Raw genomic sequence first — 20,157 nt, 5'->3', positions numbered from 1 at the left:
TTATTGAACGGTTTTCTCCACGCCTTTATTATATCATACACAAAAGAAAGGGGGGAACGCGCATTCCTCTCCCACTTACTCCCTTTGGTCGTTGAAGTGGGAGTCTCCTGCGCGAAATAGGATGAAACACGACATCGCCGCCAAACTGCTTCAAATCGGGGCGGTCGCCCTGCAGCCGAATGAACCGTTTACCTGGTCCTCGGGCTTGAAATCGCCGATTTATTGCGACAACCGCCTGACGCTCGCTTACCCCGGCGTGCGCCGCCTGATCGCCGACGGCCTCGCCGAACTCATCCGCACCCATTTCCCTAAAGCGGACCTCATCGCCGGCACGGCGACCGCCGGCATCCCGCACGCCGCCTGGGTGAGCGAGCGGCTTGAGCTGCCGATGTGCTACGTCCGCAGCCAGGCGAAAGCACACGGCAAAGGAAAACAAATCGAAGGCCAAGCCGAACCGGGCCAGCGCGTCGTCGTCATCGAAGACTTGATCTCGACGGGCGGCAGCTCGCTTGCGGCCGTCCGCGCCTTGAAAGAGGCAGGCTGCGAGGTGCTGGGCGTCGCCGCCATTTTCACATACGGGCTCGAAAAAGCGAAACAGGCGTTTGCCGCAGAGAATTTGCCTGCCTACACGCTTACGGACTACAACACCCTCATCGAAACGGCCGTCCGCCTTGGCGCCGTCAGCGAACACGATCTGGCGACATTGCGGCAATGGCGGGAGAATCCGGAGGAGTGGGGGAGCTAAAAGAGGAAAAGAGGAGCGCGGACCAAAGGATGGTTCGCGCTTTTGTCATGGACGAAGCGGGGAGATGACTCACTCGCCATCGGCGTCATTCCATGGGGAAAAACGGAGTGCGACAGCGTCTAATGTCGTCAATATTTCGTGGGTTTTCTGAACATGAGCAAGTTTCGCTCACCACCAAGCATGAACATAACCATTCGTGGATGGTTATGTTCACAGAAAAAACGGGTGGCTTGGCATTCAAATAAAATGATCATTTACAGCATTTCGCTTAGTGGTCACGATCATCATCACAAGCAACCATTCGCATTCTCCATTTCACCTACAAATATTTTACTCACACCTGCGGATTTCCCTGCTGGCAATCAAGATTGGAACCGTGCCGCCGTTTCGATTCAACCTTCCAAGCCAATTGATAAAATCGACATATCCGCTGTCTTCCGCGGCAATTACACGGGAACGGTATGGTTTGACGCGATCCGGCTCATGGAAGGAAACGTGGTGACGAAAAACAAATACGATGCCAGCGGAAATGATGTCACGGAAGAAGTGGATGAAGAAGGCTATGTGGCGAAAAAGAATTATGATGCCGTAGGAAACTTGTTAAGCGAGTACGATAAGAAAGGAAACAAGAAAGAGTACACGTATGATTGAAGAAGGGATATCTGACGTTAAAAAAGTTTTTCTATCCTGAAAATACCCGAACTTCAAAATGTGCAAGGTTTCAGAGTTCGACATAGCGGCATTTTCATCCCTTCGATGGTGACGAAATCTTTTTGTCATGGGAGTCTATATAGATCGTAAAGTGAATTTTCATCTCATGATGTACAATGAACGGGTATAATATGTTTAAAAGGATCCATCTTCCTTGAAAGGAGTGAAAACGTTATGGATTTTGTAAGAGTAATCAAAAACAGCAATGACTTAGAAAAGATCATCGATTTGCCTCAATCATTAAAAAATAGAAAAGTGGAAGTCATTATTCTTCCTTATGCGGATAAAGAAGATTTGGAACAGCCAAAAAAAAGGAATCTAAGAGGGGCTCTGTCCAAATATAAAAATGAGACTTTGCAAGCCCGAGAAAGCGATGCTTGGTCTAAAGCTGTGGTGGATCAATATGAAAATCATTGATGCGAATATTATTTTAAGATATCTGCTTAATGACCATGATGAGTTGTCGGGCAAAGCCGCAACGATTATTGAAGATAACAAAGTATTGTTGCTAAGAGAAGTAATGTTCTTGAAAAAGTGTACAACGTAAAAAATGACGAGATCAGCGATATTCTTTTAGAATTGCTCAAATACGATAATATCGAGGTGGATGATATCGAGGTCGTAGAGGAGGCGCTTGCTCTGTTTGGCAAAAGGCGCTTGGACTTTGTCGATACCCTTTTATACGCCTATAACAAAGTGAAGGGATATCAAGTGTATACTTTTGATAAGAAGCTGGATAAGATGCTTGAGGAATAGCCGGCCATTACGGCTGTTGCGTTCTTCTTTTGGGGAATATGTAAGCGACAAAGGAGAAGATGCCGATGTCCTTGCCTCGGTTTTCCAATGTGTCGTACGAGCAATATTGGGCGTTGCGGGAACAAAGCGATGAGTGGCTTGAATATATTGATGGCGCTGTGTATATGGCTCCGTCGCCAAGCATCAAGCATCAGCTTGTTTCGAGCAACCTTCATACCGAATTGGGCCTTTATTTTCGTGGGAAGCCGTGCAACGTGTTTGCGGCGCCGACCGATATTGAACTGGCTAGCGACAAGTTTCCCGATCGCAAAGTCGTCATTCCGGATTTAAGCGTTATTTGCGATTCAAAAGGGTTTACGGAAACGAAGTATGTCGGCGTGCCTACTCTTATCGTTGAGATCTTGAGCCCTTCCAACCAGGCGCACGATTTAGTGACCAAATTCAATTTGTATATGGCGTACGATGTGAAAGAGTATTGGATCGTCAATCCGATGAAAGAGGCGATTACCGTCTATACGCTGAACGAGGAAGGACTGTATGAGCAGGCGGATGTGAAAGCGGGAACGGGTGTGGTGCAGTCGGCATGCTTTCCTGGGCTTCAAGTGGCTCTTGAGGATATGTTTCGTTGAGACGGATGGCAGACGTGCATGGAGTTGCATTCGTGATGGCGGCTTGTGGTTGACTCGACAAGTTTGCAAAGCGGGCTGTCCGTAAGGCCAATGCAGCTGGTCTTACAGACAGCCCGCTGTCTTTTATGCGGCACTAGACCGTTTCGGTTTGCGGGAGTTCGCGCGGATCGCCCGATGCCGTGTTGGGCGGTCATTGGGGCGGGTTTACGATGGTTTTGCCGCTTGTTGTTTTTGCCGTTGTTTCATGGCGCGGACGAGTTCTTCATCCGGCGTGACGTAGAGCGTTTGCTCGTGTTCGTAAATGACAAACCCCGGCTTGGCGCCGCTCGGTTTTTTCACGTAGCGGATGTGTGTGTAGTCGACAGGCACCGACCCGGAGTGGCGAGCTTTGCTGAAGTAGGCGGCAAGATTCGCCGCTTCCAAGAGCGTCTCGTCAGACGGCTGCTTGTTCCGGATGACGACGTGCGAGCCGGGAATGTTTTTCACATGCAGCCAAACATCGTCCTTATGGGCCAGCTTTGTCGTGAGATAATCGTTTTGTTTGTTGTTTTTGCCAACGAGTATTTCCGTGCCGTCGCTTGCGACGTAGCGGTCAAGCTCGGGCGCGGTTGGTTTGCGCTTTTTTGCTCCTTTCGCCGCGCGCGGGCGCAAATAGCCTTGTTCAATGAGCTCGTCGCGGATTTCCTCGACATCTTTCGGCGAGGCGGTTTCAAGCTGGCTTAAAATCGTGTCGCAATAGGCGATGTCTTCTTTCGTCCGCTCGATTTGTTCTTGAACGACGGCGAACGAGTTTTTCGCTTTTTGGTATTTTTGAAAGTACTGTTGCGCGTTCTCGGACGGCGATTTTTGCGGGTCGAGCGGAATGGTGATGGTGCCTCCGTTTTCGTCGTAGTAGTTTGCGACCTCGATTTCCGTCATGCCGCGCTTTATGGCGTACAAATGGGCGGTGAGCAGTTCGCCGTACAGTCGATAAACGTCGGCTTTCTTTGCTTCTTCAAGCGTCTGTTCGAGCTTTAGGAGCTTTTTCTCGTTTTTCGCCTTTTCGTTCGCCATGAGACGCTCGATGTCATGAGCTTGCTGCTTGACGCGGTCGCGCTCGGCCTTGCCGAAATAAAAGCGGTCCAATAGCTCGCTTGCACTCGCAAACGGTTGGCCTTCGATTTTTAAGTGCTTAAGCGGCAAAACGTAAAACCATTCTTTTTCCCCGTTCGTGTACATCATCGGGGCAAAGCGGCGGTGCCGAACGTCATCGATGAGCGCGAGGAAGCTTTTCGGCAGCGTCGTCCGGTTGGCGAGTCCAGCGCGGAACACCGCCTCATTGGCAAATAGCGGCGAAATGCCGCTGAAGGCGGAAACAAGCTGATGGGCGAGCTTGCCGGCGTGAAAGTCGATTTTTTTCAGCACCATTTCTTCCGTCGCCTCAAGCGGGTTCAGCTTGCCGTGCGTCGGTGGGGCGACGTACGGATGCCCGGGAAGCACCGTCCGGTAGCGGTTGACCGACGGCGGCAAATGTTTCAAGCTGTCGATGATCGTGTCGGTCGATGCATCAACGAGGATGATGTTGCTATGGCGGCCCATCACTTCAATGATGAGCCGCTTTGTCTGCACGTCGCCGAGTTCGTCGCGGCCTTTTGTGTCCATGACGATGATGCGGTCAAAATCGACTTGGCGGACCGCTTCGATGACGCTTCCTTCCAACTGTTTGCGCAGCCGCATGCAAAACATCGGCGGCTCGGATGGGTTGTTGTACGTTTCGTTTGTCAAATGGACGCGGGCGTACGTCGGATGCGCCGACAGCATCACTTTATGGTTATGGCCCCGGGCGCGCACAAGCAGCACGATCTCATACGCCGACGGCTGGTGGATTTTCGTGATCCGCCCGCCCGCAAGCGCCTCTTCGAGTTCACCGACAATGGCGTACGTAAACACTCCGTCAAAGGACATGGAAAACACCTTTCTATTTCGTTTGTTTGCTATTTCGATCTTACCATACGACCCGCCGTTTTGAACATTTCTTTGAATATTACCTGAAGACGGACGAAGATGCCCGACGAACATGTTGCATAAAATGGGGAGGCCCGCTTTTTTGACACGATTTTTTCCCTTATGGGGGAGATGGCGTGGCAAAGGGCCCCACGACTCCTTATGTTTGTGTCGCTAAACATCATGGCGGGGACTATCATTTTTTGGGACATGTATGAATAAGCATAGAGAAGCGGGAACGGCGTGCGAAAAAAATGGAAGGACGGAGGGAGACAGATGCAATGGCATACGCTCGCGGCAAGCGATGTCGCGCACGAGACGAAGACGAATGTCAAGACCGGGCTTACTGCGGCGGAGGCGGAAAAACGGCTGCGGCAGTTCGGGTACAACGAGCTGGCGGAAGGGAAGAAGGAGTCGGCCATCGTTGTCTTTTTTCGCCAGTTTCAAGATTTTATGGTGCTTGTGTTGCTTTTGGCGACGGTGATTTCCGCGTTTTTAGGCGAGTATGTGGATGCGGTGGCGATTGTCGTCATCGTGATCATGAACGCCATCCTGGGGTTTATCCAGGAGCGGCGGGCGGAAAAGTCGCTTGCCGCCTTAAAACGGTTGTCCGCTCCGCAAGCGGTTGTGTTGCGCGGCGGGGAGTGGGTGAAAGTCCCCACGCGCGAGCTTGTTGTCGGCGATGTGGTGAGACTTGCAAGCGGCGACCGGGTCGGGGCCGACATCCGCTTGATTGAGGCGGCCGGCCTGGAAATCGAGGAGTCGGCGCTGACGGGCGAATCAGTGCCGGTGGCCAAATCCGCCGCCCCGCTTCATACAGCACAGGCGTCGTTGGGCGATTTGCACAATATGGCGTTTATGGGGACGCTCGTGACAAGAGGGAATGGGGTCGGGATTGTCATCGCCACTGGGATGAAAACAGCGATGGGACAAATCGCAACGATGCTCGAAGAGGCGGATGCGGGGGCAACCCCGCTCCAGCGCCGGCTCGAGCAGCTTGGGAAAATTTTGCTTGTCGTCGCATTGGCGCTGACGGCAGCGGTCGTGGCCGTAGGTGTCATTCAAGGGCACGACCTGTATGAAATGTTTTTGGCTGGTGTGTCGCTCGCGGTCGCCGCCATTCCGGAGGGGTTGCCGGCCATTGTGACGGTCGTCTTGGCGCTTGGCGTGCAGCGGATGATCAAACGAAACGCCATCGTCCGCAAGCTTCCGGCGGTGGAAACGCTCGGCTGCGCTTCGGTCATTTGTTCCGACAAAACGGGGACGATGACGGAAAACATGATGACCGTCACGCAAGTATGGGCAGGCGGGCGGACATTTGCGGTAAGCGGCGTTGGTCTTGAAACGGATGGCGAGTTTTCTGAACGCGGCCGGACGGTTGATCCGAACCGCGTTCCCCAGCTCGCTCGCCTGTTGACAATGGGGGTGCTTTGCAATAGTTCGGAGTTGAAAGAGGAAAACGGCCGGCGTTACGTCGACGGCGATCCGACGGAAGGAGCGCTGCTGGTCGCGGCGGCCAAAGCTGGATTGGCGAAAGGAATGCTTTTGCGTGAGTACACGATCGAACAGGAGTTTCCGTTTGATTCCGAGCGGAAAATGATGACGGTGATCGTCCGCGACCGAAACGGCCGTCGGTTTGTCGTGACGAAAGGGGCGCCCGATGTGCTGCTTGAGCGGGCGGACCGCCTTGAATGGAACGGCCGCGAGCAGATGCTGACCCCGGCGTGGAAAGAAACGATCGAGAAGGCGATTCGCCAGATGGCGTCTTCCGCCTTGCGCACGATCGCCGTCGCGTATCGGCTGCTTGCGGAAACGGAACGGATCGAGTCGGAGAAGGATGCGGAGACAAAGCTTCGGTTCCTCGGCGTCGCCGGCATGATCGATCCGCCGCGCCCTGAGGTGAAGCAAGCAGTGGCGCGATGCAAAGAGGCAGGCATGAAAACGGTGATGATCACCGGCGATCATGTGTTGACAGCCACCGCCATCGCCAAACAGCTTGGCGTGCTGCCGCCTGGCGGAAAAGTGATGGATGGTGCGGCGTTGTCGAAGCTGTCGGTCGATGAGCTCGAACGCGTAGTTGATGAGATTTACGTGTTTGCCCGCGTCGCTCCGGAGCATAAGTTAAAAATTGTCAACGCCCTCAAGCGTCGCGGCCATATTGTTGCCATGACCGGCGACGGGGTGAACGATGCGCCCGCTCTGAAAGCAGCCGATATTGGCGTCGCCATGGGCCGGTCGGGGACAGAGGTGGCGAAAGAGGCGGCGTCGCTCGTTTTGTTGGATGACAACTTTGCGACGATTGAGGCCGCGATCGAAGAGGGGCGCAACATTTACGAAAACATTCGCAAGTTTATCCGCTACTTGCTTGCCTCGAACGTCGGGGAAATTCTCGTCATGTTGTTTGCGATGCTGCTTGCCTTGCCGCTGCCGCTCGTGCCGATTCAAATTTTATGGGTCAATCTTGTCACCGATGGTTTGCCAGCCATGGCGCTCGGGCTCGACCAACCAGAAGAAAACGTGATGAAGCGGCCGCCGCGCCGTCCCGATGAAGGGGTGTTCGCCCGCGGGCTCGGCTGGAAAATCGTAAGCCGCGGCTTTTTGATCGGCGTTGTTACGCTGGCTGCGTTTCTGACCGCCTATGAACGGAGCGGCGAGGATCTCGTTTACGCCCAGACGGCGGCGTTTGCGACGCTTGTGTTGGCCCAATTGATCCATGTGTTCGACTGCCGTTGCGACCATTCGGTTTTTGACCGCAGTCCGTTCGGGAACATATACCTTGTCGCGGCGGTGATCGTGTCGCTGCTTTTGCTCATTGTCGTCATCTATTACCCACCGCTTGCCGCAGTGTTCCATACGAAGCCGCTCGCAACAGTCGATTGGCTGCTCATCATTGGCTTGTCCGCCTTGCCGACATTTTTGTTTGCTGGCTCGCTTTTTACGAGAAAATAAAAGGATGGATATGTTATAATAAAAAGGGTGATAGAGGAACGCTCTATGACCTTTTCTTTTTCATCAAGGCAACGACGGATGTGATGATATGGTTTACAGCATGACCGGCTTCGGCGCAAGCACAAAAAAAACGGATCGTTTGATGGTGGCGGTGGAAATGAAATCGGTCAACCACCGGTTTTGCGAAATTTCCATTCGCCTCCCTAGACAATGGCTCGTGTTTGAGGATAAAATAAAGAAAGCAATTTTGCCGTACGTGCGGCGCGGAAAAGTGGAAGTGTTCGTCACGATCGCCGGCGAAGGACTTGTAAAGCGGAACGTACATATTGATTGGGATTTGCTCGGCCAATATTGGGCCGGGTTGCAGGAGGCTGCAAAGCGATTTGCTGTTGACGGCAGCGTGACGGCGGCCGAGCTGCTTCGGCTTGATGGGGCGGTCGAAGTGGTGGAAGAGGAAGGAGCGAACGAGGAGGTCGAGCCGCTGCTTTTGACCGCTGTCGATGAAGCGGCAAAGGCACTTGTTGCCATGCGCCGGCGCGAAGGGGAGGCGCTTGCCGCGGATTTGCGCGCCCGTCTTCATGAAGTCGAAGCCGGGGTGGAAGCCATTGAACAGCGGGCGCCGCTTGTTATTGAACAATACCGCGAGCGGCTTGCGCGCCGCCTGCGCGAATGGGCGCCCGCTCCGGTCGATGAGGCGCGCCTGCTCACAGAAGTGGCGGTGTTTGCCGAAAAGGCGGACATTCATGAGGAATTGAAACGCATCCGCAGCCATTTGGCGCAAATGGCAGACGCCTTAGAAATGGACGAACCGATCGGGAGGAAGCTGGACTTTTTGGTGCAAGAGTTGAACCGGGAAGTCAACACGATCGGCGCCAAGGCAAACGACAGCCTGATTGCCGCGCAAGTCGTTGAGATGAAAAGCGTGCTTGAGAAAATGCGCGAGCAAGTGCAAAACGTGGAATAACTGTTTAAAACGACTTATTGGCGGCAACAATATCGGATATGGCAGGTGGGCGTGTCATGATGATGAAATTTATCAATATCGGGTACGGAAACATGGTGTCAGCCGCCCGCATCATTACGATTGTCAGCCCTGATTCGGCGCCGATCAAACGAATCATTCAAGATGCGCGCGAAAGCGGCAAGCTTGTTGACGCGACGCACGGGCGGAGGACGCGCGCCGTCATCATTATGGACAGCGATCACGTCATTTTGTCGTCCGTGCAGCCGGAAACGGTGGCGAACCGCTTATATGGAAGCGACGATTTCTCCGAGGAAGGGTAGGGTTTTGGGCGTTGAAGAACGAACGTGGGTTGTTGATCGTCATGTCGGGTCCGTCTGGCGTTGGCAAAGGAACGGTGCGCAAGGCGCTGTTTTCACAGCCGGACATCAATCTTCATTATTCGGTGTCGGTCACGACGCGCAAGCCGCGCGAAGGCGAAGTGGAAGGCGTCGACTACTTCTTCCGCACGCGCGAGCAGTTTGAACAAATGATTCGGGAAAACAAGCTGCTCGAGTGGGCGGAATACGTCGGCAACTACTATGGCACGCCGATCGACTACGTGGAGAAGACGCTTGCCGAAGGGAAAGATGTGTTTTTAGAGATCGAAGTGCAGGGAGCGATGAAAGTACGGCGGGCGTTTCCAGAGGCGCTCTTCATTTTCCTTGCTCCGCCAAGCCTCACGGAGCTTGAAAAGCGGATCATGGGACGCGGCACCGAGTCGAAAGAGCTGATTGAAAATCGGCTGCGGGCGGCGAAAGAGGAGCTTGAAATGATGGACGAGTACGACTATGTCGTGGAAAATGATGAAGTGGAGCTCGCCTGCGAGCGGATCAAGGCGATCGTCATCGCCGAACATTGCCGGCGCGAACGCGTCGCTGAGCGATATAAACGGATGTTGGGGGTGGAATGACGATGCTGTATCCTTCCATCGATTTGCTGATGCAAAAAGTCGATTCGAAATACAAGCTCGTCACGGTGGTGGCCAAACGGGCGCGCGAGCTGCAGGACGGTGCGGAGTTGATGGTGAAAAAGCCGGTGTCGAAAAAATTTGTCGGCCAGGCGCTCGAGGAAATCGCTGGTGACAAGGTCGAATTAGTGGAGGAGGAAAAATAACAACCTAGCTTTAGGTTGTTATTTTTTTCAATGTCGGGGGGTGGCCAACATGATCAAGGGAAAACATATTTTGCTTTGTGTGACCGGGGGGGTGGCGGCGTACAAGGCGGCGGCGCTCACCAGCCAGTTGACCCAGCGCGGCGCTGAAGTAAAAGTGATCATGACAGAAGGGGCGTGCCAGTTCATTACACCGCTCACGTTTCAAGCTTTGTCGCGCCAGGAAGTGTATGTCGATACGTTTGCCGAAAACAACCCGGCCGTCATCGCCCATATCGATTTGGCGGACTGGGCTGATCTCGTTTTGGTCGCACCGGCGACGGCCAATACGATGGCGAAGCTGGCCGCCGGCATCGCCGACAATATGGTGACGACGACGATTTTGGCGACGAAAGCGCCCGTCTGGATTGCTCCGGCGATGAACGTCCATATGTACGAGCATCCGGCCGTCCAGGCGAACATTGAGCGGCTCTGCCAATTCGGCTACCGGTTCATCGAGCCGTCGGAAGGCTATTTGGCGTGCGGCTACATCGGCAAAGGGCGGCTGGAGGAGCCGGAGAACATCATCGCCCATATCGAGCGCTTTTTTGCCGGTGATCCGCCGCTGTTTCGCGGGAAGCGTGTGCTTGTCACCGCTGGGCCGACGCGGGAGAGGCTTGATCCAGTCCGCTATTTCTCCAACTATTCGAGCGGCAAAATGGGCTACGCCATCGCCGAAGCGGCGGCCCGCTTCGGCGCTTCGGTGACGCTTGTCTCCGGACCGACGGCGCTTTCTTCGCCCGATGGCGTCGAGACGGTGGCGGTTGAATCGGCGGAAGAGATGTATGAAGCGGTGATGGCTCGGTTTGCGGAAACGGACATCGTGATCAAGGCGGCGGCGGTCGCCGATTATCGGCCGAAATATGTGGCGGCGTCCAAAATCAAAAAGCAACCGGGTGATTATGTGGTGGAGATGGAGCGGACGGTGGACATCTTGAAAGCGCTTGGTGAGCGGAAAACGGGACAGATTTTAGTTGGATTTGCCGCTGAGACGGACAACCTTGAACAGTATGCGTTAAAAAAGCTTGAAGAAAAGCGGCTTGATATGGTCGTCGCCAACAATGTCACCGAAGAAGGGGCAGGGTTTGCCGGCGATACGAACATCGTCACCATCTTCCGCCGCGACGGCGTCGTTCGGCCGCTGCCGCTCATGACGAAACGCGAGGCGGCCGAGGAAATTTTAAAAGAAATTCACGCGTATATCGAGGCGATTCGATGAAAGTAGCATCCGTGATTGTCGATGTCCCGTCCCGGCAGACGGACCGCCCGTTTGATTATTTGATTCCGGAACGCTGGCAAGGCATCATCCAGCCGGGCATGCGGGTGACGGTGCCGTTTGGGGCGCGGCGTTTGCAAGGGTTTGTCGTTGATGTGAAAGACCATTCCGACATCAAACAACTGAAACCGATTGAGCATGTGCTTGATGTCGTGCCGGTGTTAAACGAAGAGCTGCTTGATCTTGGCCGCTATTTAACGGAAACGACGCTTTGTTTTGCCATTTCGGCGTACCAGGCGATGCTGCCGGCAGCGATGCGGGCGAAATATGAAAAAACGCTCCGTTTGACAGATGAAGAGAAGAGAGAGAGGTTGCCGGATGAGGTAAAGCCGCTGTTTGCCGGGCGGACGGAAGCCGCTTGGAAAGAGGTTGAGGCGGCCGGTTTATGGCGGGCGGCGCAAAAAGCGGTGCAGCAGGGCGTGCTCGAGGCGGTCTACAAGGTGAAAGAAAAAGCGGGCAAGAAAACGGTGAAGCACGCCGCTCTTGCCATTCCATCGGAACAGGCGAAACAGGAGCTCGGGTCGCTGCCGGCAAGACAAAAAGAGGTGCTTTCATTTTTGCTTGAAAAAGGGAAGGCGGCGTCGGTTGCCGAACTGCAAGCGGTGCTTGGCGTCTCCTCAGCGCCGCTGAAAGCGCTCGTCGACAAAGGATTTGTGGTGCTGAACGATGTCGAGGTGTACCGCGACCCGTACGAGCATCGCACGTTTCAGCCGAGCGAGCCGCCGGCGCTCACCCAGGCGCAAGAGGCGGCGTTGGCGAAGATCGCCGCTTCGGTGCGCGCTGGGGAGCATCGCACGTTTTTGCTGTATGGCGTCACCGGCAGCGGGAAGACGGAAGTGTATATGCAGGCGATTGATGAAGCGTTGCGCCAAGGAAAGGAAGCGATCGTTCTCGTGCCGGAAATTTCGCTGACGCCGCAAATGGTCGAGCGCTTCAAAAGCCGGTTCGGCTCGAAAGTAGCGGTGCTTCACAGCGGGCTGTCGGTCGGCGAAAAATATGACGAATGGCGGAAAATTCACCGGAAAGAAGTGCAGCTTGTCGTCGGTGCGCGTTCGGCTGTGTTTGCCCCATTTGAAAACTTAGGGATGATCATCATCGATGAGGAGCATGAGACGAGCTACAAGCAAGAAGAAATGCCGCGCTATCATGCGCGCGATGTCGCCATTTACCGCGCTCGCCGCCACAGCTGCCCGGTCGTGCTTGGCAGCGCCACCCCCTCGCTTGAGACGTTCGCCCGCGCCGCCAAAGGGGTGTACGAGCTGCTCGAGCTGCCGGAGCGCATCAGCGACCGCGGCCTGCCGGACGTTCATGTCGTCGATATGCGCGAGGAGCTGCGAAGCGGCAACCGTTCGATGTTTTCACGCCGGTTGCTTGACGAATTGCGCCGCCGGCTTGAGCGCGGCGAGCAGGCAGTGTTGCTGTTGAATCGACGCGGTTATTCGACGTTTGTCATGTGCCGCAGCTGCGGCTATGTCATCCGCTGTCCGCACTGCGACATTTCGTTGACGTACCATCGCGCCGGCGAGCGGATGAAATGCCATTATTGCGGGCATGAAGAGCCGCTTGTCCCTCGCTGTCCATCGTGCGGAAGCGAACACATCCGCTTTTTCGGGACCGGCACGCAAAAAGTGGAAGAAGAACTGACGAGGTTGCTGCCGAAAGCGCGCGTCATCCGCATGGATGTCGACACGACCGGCCGCAAAGGGGCGCATGAAGAGCTGCTTTCCCGTTTTGCCGCCAAGGAAGCCGATATTTTGCTCGGCACGCAAATGATCGCCAAAGGACTTGATTTTCCGAACGTCACGCTTGTTGGTGTGCTGGCGGCCGACACGATGCTTCATTTGCCCGATTTCCGCGCCGCGGAAAAAACGTTCCAGCTGTTGACGCAAGTGAGCGGGCGCGCCGGGCGGCACGAGCTGCCCGGCGAAGTCATCATTCAGACGTATACGCCTGACCACTACAGCATTGAACTGGCCGCCCGCCACGACTACCGCGCCTTTTACCAGCGGGAGATGGCGCTGCGCAAAGCGCACGGCTATCCGCCGTACTATTATTTGACGCTCATTACCGCCGCCCACGAAGAGGCGCCGGCTGCGGCCAAAGCGGCGGAAAAGATCGCCGCCTATTTGCGCAAGCATCTGTCGCACGAAGCGGTCGTTCTCGGCCCGGTTGCCTCGCCAATCGCCCGTCTTCACGATAGATATCGCTACCAATGCATGATAAAATACAAACGGGAGCCGAATTTGACCGCGGCGCTCAAGGCGGTCATCGACCGCTACCAAGCCGATGCCGCCCATGGCGGAGTGACGATTACGGTCGACACGAATCCGTATATGATGATGTGAAGATGGAGGAATGACATTGGCCGTTTTGTCGATTGTGATGCATCCAAATCCAATTTTGGAACAGCCGTGCGCGCCGGTGACGATATTTGACCGTCGGCTCGGGCGGCTGCTTGACGATATGTATGAAACGATGCTTGCCGCTGACGGGGTGGGCCTAGCTGCCCCGCAAATCGGCGTCGCGGAACAGGTTGCGGTCGTTGATGTCGGAGATGAGCACGGACGCATTGAGCTCATCAACCCGGTCGTGATCGAGGCGCGCGGCGAACAAGTGGATGTTGAAGGCTGTTTGAGCTTTCCTGGTTTGTTTGGCGAAGTGCCGCGCGCGAAATTTGTGAAAGTGCGGGCGCAAAACCGGCGCGGCCGCCCGTTTACGCTTTCCGCGACCGGTTTTTTGGCGCGCGCCCTGCAGCATGAAATCGACCATTTGCACGGCGTGCTGTTTACGTCGAAAGTGATTCGATATTGCGATCTTGAAGAATTGGAAGGATAGATGCCAATGACGAACATTGTGTTTATGGGAACACCTGACTTTGCCGTGCCGATTTTGCGCCAGCTGCTTGATGACGGTTATCATGTTGCAGCGGTCGTCACCCAGCCGGATAAGCCAAAAGGGCGGAAGCGCGAGCCCGTTCCGCCCCCGGTGAAAGTGGAAGCGGAGCGCCGCGGCATCCCGGTGCTTCAGCCGACAAAAATTCGCGAGCCGGAGCAATACGAACAAGTGCTGGCGTTTGCGCCCGATTTGATTGTCACGGCTGCGTTCGGGCAAATTTTGCCGAAAGCGCTGCTTGATGCACCAAAATACGGCTGCATCAACGTCCATGCCTCGCTTCTGCCCGAGCTGCGCGGCGGGGCGCCGATCCATTACGCCATTTGGCAAGGGAAAACGAAAACGGGCGTCACGATCATGTATATGGTGGAGCGGTTGGACGCCGGCGACATGTTAGCGCAAGTCGAAGTGCCGATTGCCGAAACGGATACGGTCGGCACGCTCCATGATAAATTGAGCGCCGCCGGGGCTAAACTACTATCAGAAACGCTTCCACTTTTATTGGAAGGAAACATTGCGCCCGTTCCGCAAGATGAGGAGAAAGCGACGTATGCGCCGAACATTCGCCGCGAGCAGGAGCGGATCGATTGGACGCAGCCCGGCGAAGCCATTTACAACCATATTCGCGCCTTCCATCCGTGGCCGGTCACGTATACAACGCAGGATGGGCACATTTGGAAGGTTTGGTGGGGTGAAAAAGTGCCGGCGCCCCGTTCGGCGCCGCCGGGCACGATTTTGGCGCTCGAGGAAAACGGCATTGTCGTGGCCACCGGCAATGAGACAGCCATTCGCATCACCGAATTGCAGCCGGCCGGAAAAAAACGGATGGCGGCGGGCGAATTTTTGCGCGGCGCCGGCAGCCGGCTGGCGGTCGGCATGAAGCTAGGAGAGGATCATGAACGTACGTGAACTTGCTTTAGATACGCTGTTAGCCATTGAACAAAAAGGAGCGTACAGTCATTTGCAATTAAACGAAGCCATTCAAAAAGGACGCCTTGACGGGCGCGATGCGGCGCTGTTGACCGAGATTGTCTACGGCACGGTGCAACGGCGCGACACGCTCGATTATTATTTGGCGCCGTTTTTGCGCAAGGCGCGCCGGCTTGAGCCGTGGGTGCGCGTGCTTCTTCGGTTGACGCTGTATCAAATGGTGTATTTGGATCGTGTTCCCGACCGCGCCGCCGTCTTTGAAGCGGTTGAAATCGCCAAACGGCGCGGCCATCGCGGCATTGCTTCACTTGTCAACGGCGTATTGCGGGCCATCGGCCGCGAGGGGCTGCCGTCGATCGAGGCGGTTGATGACGCGGGCAAGCGGCTCGCCCTTGCCACCAGCCATCCCGAGTGGCTCGTTCGGCGCTGGATCCAGCAATATGGTTATGAAGAAGCGGCGCGCATGTGCGAGACGAATTTGCGCCCGCCGCAATCAACGGCCCGCGTCAACCGGCTGCGTGCGACTGTCGAAGAAGCGCTTGAGCGGCTGCGCGCTGAAGGGATGCAGGCAATCCCTGGCCATGTCGCTCCGGAGGCCATCCGGGCGGAAAAAGGGAATTTGGCTCATACGGAGACGTTTCGCGCCGGTTGGCTGACGATTCAAGATGAAAGCTCAATGCTTGTCGCTCGAGCGCTCGACCCAGCCCCCGGCGAGCGGGTGCTTGACTGCTGCGCGGCGCCGGGCGGGAAAACGACCCATATCGCCGAGCGGATGGACGGGCGCGGCGAGGTCGTTGCTGTTGATATCCACGAACGTAAGGTAATGATGATCGAACAGCAGGCCAAGCGGCTCGGGCTTGACAACGTTGCGACGCTCGCCCTTGACAGCCGCCGGCTCGGCGAGCGGTTTGCCCCGGAATCGTTTGACCGCGTTTTGGTCGATGCGCCGTGCACTGGATTCGGCGTCATTCGCCGCAAACCGGAGATCAAATATACGAAAGGGAAAGACGCCATCGCCGCGCTTGTCGAGATTCAGCAAGCCATTTTGCGGGCGGCCGCCCCGCTTTTGAAAAAAGGCGGTACGCTTGTCTACAGCACATGCACGGTGGAGCGCGAGGAAAATGAAGAAGCCATCGCCCGCTTTTTAGCGGATCATCCGGACTTTTTCCTCGACGCCAGCCTTGCCGAACGGATGCCGGAACCGGTGCGGCCGCATGTGAAAGGCGGCATGTTGCAGCTTTTGCCGCATCATTTTGACTCTGACGGGTTTTTTATCGCCCGACTGCGAAAGAAGGTGTAAAAGCATGGAAATGGTTCGTCCGGCTGCCCGCCGCTCTGTCGGCGAAACGCAGCCTCCGTTGCCATCGATTTATTCGCTCACGCTAGACGAATTGAAGGAATGGCTTGTCGCTCAAGGCGAAAAGCCGTTTCGGGCCACGCAAATTTACGAGTGGCTGTATCAAAACCGTGTCACCGATTTTGCCGACATGACGAATTTGCCGAAGCGGCTGCGCGAACAGCTAGCGTCATCGTTTTCGATCACGACGTTGAAAACCGTGGTCAAACAAACGTCTAAAGACGGAACGATCAAATTTTTGTTTGAGCTCCATGACGGCTATTCGATCGAGACGGTGCTCATGCGTCATAACTACGGCAATTCGGTGTGCGTCACGACGCAAGTCGGCTGCCGCATCGGCTGCACGTTTTGCGCTTCGACGCTCGGCGGACTGAAGCGTCATTTAGAGGCGGGCGAGATCGTCGCCCAAGTCGTGCAAGTGCAAAAGGCGCTCGATGACACGAATGAACGCGTCAGCAGCATCGTCGTCATGGGCATCGGCGAGCCGTTCGACAACTACGATGCGCTCATCAAGTTTTTGCGCATCGTCAATCACCCAAAAGGGTTGAACATTGGCGCCCGCCATATCACCGTTTCCACCAGCGGCATCATCCCAAAAATTTACCAATTTGCCGATGAAGGAATGCAAATCAACTTCGCCATTTCGTTGCATGCACCGACGAATGAGCTGCGGACGAAACTCATGCCGATCAATAAAGCGTACCCGCTGCCCAAGTTGATGGAGGCGGTTCGGTATTACATTGAAAAAACCGGCCGGCGCGTGACGTTTGAATACGGATTGTTCGGCGGGGTGAACGACCAGCTTGAGCACGCCGAGCAGTTGGCCGAGCTGATTAAAGGGCTGAAATGCCATGTGAATTTGATTCCGGTTAACTACGTGCCGGAGCGCAACTATGTGCGCACGCCGCGCAGCCAAATTTTCGCCTTTGAACGGGCGTTGAAAAAACATGGAATCAATGTCACCATTCGCCGCGAACATGGACACGACATCGATGCCGCCTGCGGACAGCTTCGCGCGAAGGAGCGAAAAGAGGAGACGAGGTGAATCGGATGCGAGCCGTTTTCCGAACTGACATCGGCCAAATTCGCGAACATAACGAAGACAGCGGCGGCGTATTTGTCAATCAAAGCGGCCAATATTTAGCGGTCGTCGCTGACGGGATGGGCGGCCATCGCGCCGGTGATGTGGCCAGTTCCATGGCGGTGGCGTATTTGCAGGAGCGATGGGAGAAAGAGAGTAGCCTTGCTTCACCGGCTGAGGCGGAGCAATGGCTCAAGACGCAAATTGCGGCGGCGAACGAACAACTGTTTCGCCATGCCTGTTCCCACCCGGAATGTCAAGGAATGGGGACGACGGTCGTCGCCGCCGTTTGCGCTAATTCGTTTGCGACGGTTGCCCATATCGGCGACAGCCGCTGCTACGTGCTCAACAAAAGCGGAATTCAGCAGCTGACCGACGACCATTCGTTGGTCAATGAGCTCGTCAAAAGCGGGCAACTTTCGAAAGAAGCGGCTGAGCATCATCCGCGCAAAAACGTGCTGTTGCGGGCGCTTGGCACGGAACCGGCGGTGAAAATCGACGTGAAAACAGTGGCGCTCGACGAGGGCGACATGTTGTTGTTATGTTCGGACGGGTTGTCCAATAAAGTGCCGGAAGCGGACATGATACATATTTTGACGGGTGCCGGCACGCTGGAAGAGAAGGCGGAGGCGCTTATCCAGCTCGCCAACGGGCGGGGCGGAGAAGACAACATTTCGCTGGCGGTCATCGATGTTTCAGCGGAACGTGAAGGTGGGTGATCGGCGTGCTCATTGGAAAGCGATTGAATGACCGCTATAAAATCATCAGCCTCATCGGCGGCGGCGGCATGGCCAACGTGTATTTGGCCCGCGATATGATTTTGGAACGCGATGTTGCTGTCAAAGTGCTCCGCCTTGATTTTGCCAATGATGATCAGTTCATCAAACGGTTCCGCCGCGAGGCGCAAGCGGCGACGAGCTTAAACCATGAACATATCGTCTCCATTTATGACGTCGGCGAAGAGGAAGGCGTCTATTACATCGTCATGGAATATGTGCGCGGCGCGACGCTGAAGCAATACATCCAGCAGCACGCTCCGCTTCCGGTCGAACGGGCGCTTGGCATCATGGACCAGCTGACATCAGCGATCGCCCATGCCCATGAGAACGGCATCATCCATCGCGACATTAAACCGCAAAACATTTTGCTTGATGAGCACGGCAATGTGAAAGTGACCGACTTCGGCATCGCTGTGGCGATGAGCGGCACGACGATCACGCAGACCAACTCTGTGCTCGGTTCGGTTCATTATTTGTCGCCGGAGCAGGCGCGCGGGGGCATCGCTACTGAAAAATCGGACATTTATTCACTCGGCATTGTCATGTTTGAACTCGTCACCGGTCGGCTGCCGTTTTCCGGCGAATCAGCCGTTTCGATCGTGTTGAAGCACTTGCAGGCGGAAACGCCGTCGCCGAAGGCGTGGAATCCGGACATCCCGCAAAGTGTGGAAAACATTATTTTAAAAGCGACGGCGAAAGACCCGTTTTACCGCTACCAATCCGCGCGCGAAATGAACGAGGACATTCGGACAGCGCTGGATCCAAGGCGGCGCAATGAGCCGAAATTTACCATACCCGATGACGATGAGGAAGCGACGAAAGCCATTCCGATGATCAAACATGCGGAAAGCGCGGCGTTGGAGCAAGAGACGCTTGTGTACGAGGAAAAAACGAGCGAACCGGTTCATACGACGGGCGAACCGAAACCGAAGCGGAAACGGGTATGGATTGCCTGGCTTGTGGCTGCCTTGCTGTTCATTGGAGCTGCCGGCATCAGCGCGGTCACATGGATTCCGGACCTCATTTTTCCAAAAGAAGTGACGATGCCGAACGTGGTCAACAAAAACTATGATGACGCTGTTGAACAGCTGTCGTCGCTCGGTTTGGAAATCAAAGATACGATCGATGTAGAAGATGATCAAATCGAAGAAGGAAAAGTCGTGCGCACCGATCCAGAAGCCGGCATGACGGTGAAGAAAGGTGCCGGCGTCATTATTTATAAAAGCATTGGAAAAAAGAAAATCGAATTTCCAAGCTTCATTGGCGATGATATTGCTGCGGCGGAGGAGGAGCTGCGCGCCGAAGGATTTACCCGCATCACACGCAGCGGCCGCTACAGCGACAAGCCGGAAGGGACGATTTTGGATCAATACCCGTACGCCGGTGATGAAGTCGTGCCTGATGAAACGGAAGTGATGTTCACCGTCAGCCTCGGGCCGGAGAAGGTCACCGTTAAAGATTTGACTGGCTATACGGAAAAAAGCGTGCGCGACTACGGCGCGGATCAAGGGCTGCGCATTGACGTGAAGTACGAGTATTCGGACGAGGTGCCAGAAGGGCTTGTCATTTCGCAAACTCCAGCGGCGAACGAGCGGGTAAAAAAAGGGGAAACCATCACAGTCGTCATTTCCCGCGGGCCGGAGCCGAAGCCGTCCAAAACGGTAGTGAAAGAGATTATGATCCCATATGAACCGGCGATGCCGGGGCAAATGGTTGAAGCCCAGCTTTACATCCAAGATGCCACCCACAATATGTCAACGCCATACAAAACATACCGGCTGACGGCGCCAGCGACCGAGATGGTCGAGTTTGAAATTCCATATGGGGAGACCGCTTATTACCGCGTCATTGTCAACAATGTCGTCAAAGAGGAAGGATCGATCCCGTACCCAGAAAATAACGGAAAAAAGGGGTGAG

19 protein-coding genes are annotated in these 20,157 nt (G+C 55.2%); 18 read left to right on the top strand and 1 reads right to left on the bottom strand.

Annotated elements, in window-relative coordinates; genetic code table 11:
* The first annotated feature begins 121 nt into the window (after positions 1–121).
* The 5 genes from pyrE to ACVBDQ_RS01175 all read left to right on the top strand — a co-directional run bounded on the left by pyrE (position 122) and on the right by ACVBDQ_RS01175 (position 2,841).
* Positions 122–745 (top strand): orotate phosphoribosyltransferase, encoded by a 624-nt coding sequence (pyrE, locus tag ACVBDQ_RS01195; RefSeq protein ID WP_014195405.1) that lies wholly within the window; start codon positions 122–124, stop codon positions 743–745.
* A 153-nt stretch (positions 746–898) separates the two neighbouring features.
* Positions 899–1,396 carry an RHS repeat domain-containing protein gene (locus tag ACVBDQ_RS01190; RefSeq protein ID WP_190304882.1) on the top strand — a complete coding sequence of 166 codons (498 nt, stop codon included), beginning with the start codon at positions 899–901 and terminating at the stop codon, positions 1,394–1,396.
* Positions 1,397–1,630: 234 nt separating this feature from the next.
* Positions 1,631–1,873, top strand: a complete 243-nt coding sequence (locus ACVBDQ_RS01185; protein ID WP_011230660.1) for a hypothetical protein — start codon at positions 1,631–1,633, stop codon at positions 1,871–1,873.
* Between the two features lie 117 nt (positions 1,874–1,990).
* Positions 1,991–2,212, top strand: coding sequence for a PIN domain-containing protein (locus ACVBDQ_RS01180; protein WP_014195407.1), 222 nt, complete (start codon positions 1,991–1,993; stop codon positions 2,210–2,212).
* Positions 2,213–2,277: 65 nt separating this feature from the next.
* Positions 2,278–2,841 (top strand): Uma2 family endonuclease, encoded by a 564-nt coding sequence (locus tag ACVBDQ_RS01175; protein WP_014195408.1) that lies wholly within the window; start codon positions 2,278–2,280, stop codon positions 2,839–2,841.
* 204 nt (positions 2,842–3,045) lie between these two features.
* Here the strand turns inward: ACVBDQ_RS01175 and ACVBDQ_RS01170 are convergent, their stop codons facing one another.
* Positions 3,046–4,785, bottom strand: a complete 1,740-nt coding sequence (locus ACVBDQ_RS01170; RefSeq protein WP_446663005.1) for an Rqc2 family fibronectin-binding protein — start codon at positions 4,783–4,785, stop codon at positions 3,046–3,048.
* Between the two features lie 315 nt (positions 4,786–5,100).
* Between ACVBDQ_RS01170 and ACVBDQ_RS01165 the strand changes: the two genes are divergently transcribed.
* The 13 genes from ACVBDQ_RS01165 (at position 5,101) to pknB (ending at position 20,156) form a co-directional block, all read left to right on the top strand.
* Positions 5,101–7,773 (top strand): cation-translocating P-type ATPase, encoded by a 2,673-nt coding sequence (locus tag ACVBDQ_RS01165; protein WP_014195410.1) that lies wholly within the window; start codon positions 5,101–5,103, stop codon positions 7,771–7,773.
* Between the two features lie 88 nt (positions 7,774–7,861).
* Entirely contained in the window at positions 7,862–8,737 is an 876-nt protein-coding gene (locus ACVBDQ_RS01160; RefSeq protein ID WP_020278162.1) for a YicC/YloC family endoribonuclease, read from the top strand.
* Positions 8,738–8,793: 56 nt separating this feature from the next.
* Entirely contained in the window at positions 8,794–9,057 is a 264-nt protein-coding gene (remA, locus tag ACVBDQ_RS01155) for an extracellular matrix/biofilm regulator RemA (RefSeq protein WP_011230666.1), read from the top strand.
* Between the two features lie 11 nt (positions 9,058–9,068).
* Positions 9,069–9,686, top strand: coding sequence for a guanylate kinase (gene gmk / locus ACVBDQ_RS01150; RefSeq protein ID WP_011230667.1), 618 nt, complete (start codon positions 9,069–9,071; stop codon positions 9,684–9,686).
* Between the two features lie 2 nt (positions 9,687–9,688).
* Entirely contained in the window at positions 9,689–9,889 is a 201-nt protein-coding gene (rpoZ, locus tag ACVBDQ_RS01145; protein ID WP_011230668.1) for a DNA-directed RNA polymerase subunit omega, read from the top strand.
* A 49-nt stretch (positions 9,890–9,938) separates the two neighbouring features.
* On the top strand, positions 9,939–11,144 hold the full coding sequence (gene coaBC, locus ACVBDQ_RS01140; protein ID WP_021321693.1) for a bifunctional phosphopantothenoylcysteine decarboxylase/phosphopantothenate--cysteine ligase CoaBC: 1,206 nt from the start codon (positions 9,939–9,941) through the stop codon (positions 11,142–11,144).
* A complete protein-coding gene (gene priA / locus ACVBDQ_RS01135) occupies positions 11,141–13,546 on the top strand; it encodes a primosomal protein N' (protein ID WP_011230670.1) in 2,406 nt (801 codons plus the stop codon). Before coaBC ends, priA begins: the two co-directional genes overlap by 4 nt.
* Positions 13,547–13,562: 16 nt before the next feature.
* Positions 13,563–14,036: a peptide deformylase gene (gene def / locus ACVBDQ_RS01130; protein ID WP_011230671.1), complete on the top strand. Its 474-nt coding sequence runs from the start codon at positions 13,563–13,565 to the stop codon at positions 14,034–14,036.
* 6 nt (positions 14,037–14,042) lie between these two features.
* A complete protein-coding gene (gene fmt, locus ACVBDQ_RS01125) occupies positions 14,043–15,002 on the top strand; it encodes a methionyl-tRNA formyltransferase (RefSeq protein WP_014195414.1) in 960 nt (319 codons plus the stop codon).
* A complete protein-coding gene (gene rsmB, locus ACVBDQ_RS01120; protein WP_011230673.1) occupies positions 14,989–16,323 on the top strand; it encodes a 16S rRNA (cytosine(967)-C(5))-methyltransferase RsmB in 1,335 nt (444 codons plus the stop codon). Before fmt ends, rsmB begins: the two co-directional genes overlap by 14 nt.
* Before the next feature lie 4 nt (positions 16,324–16,327).
* A complete protein-coding gene (gene rlmN / locus ACVBDQ_RS01115; protein ID WP_011230674.1) occupies positions 16,328–17,425 on the top strand; it encodes a 23S rRNA (adenine(2503)-C(2))-methyltransferase RlmN in 1,098 nt (365 codons plus the stop codon).
* Between the two features lie 5 nt (positions 17,426–17,430).
* The gene (locus ACVBDQ_RS01110) at positions 17,431–18,180 is read left to right on the top strand and encodes a Stp1/IreP family PP2C-type Ser/Thr phosphatase (RefSeq protein WP_011230675.1); all 750 of its coding nucleotides are present in this window, start codon (positions 17,431–17,433) and stop codon (positions 18,178–18,180) included.
* 5 nt (positions 18,181–18,185) lie between these two features.
* Positions 18,186–20,156 carry a Stk1 family PASTA domain-containing Ser/Thr kinase gene (gene pknB, locus ACVBDQ_RS01105; RefSeq protein WP_011230676.1) on the top strand — a complete coding sequence of 657 codons (1,971 nt, stop codon included), beginning with the start codon at positions 18,186–18,188 and terminating at the stop codon, positions 20,154–20,156.
* Position 20,157: the final 1 nt, after the last annotated feature.

Source organism: Geobacillus sp. CCR (assembly GCF_052906625.1).
Note: the sequence above shows the minus strand (reverse complement) of the source record. Positions and strands in the feature narration are given on the sequence as shown.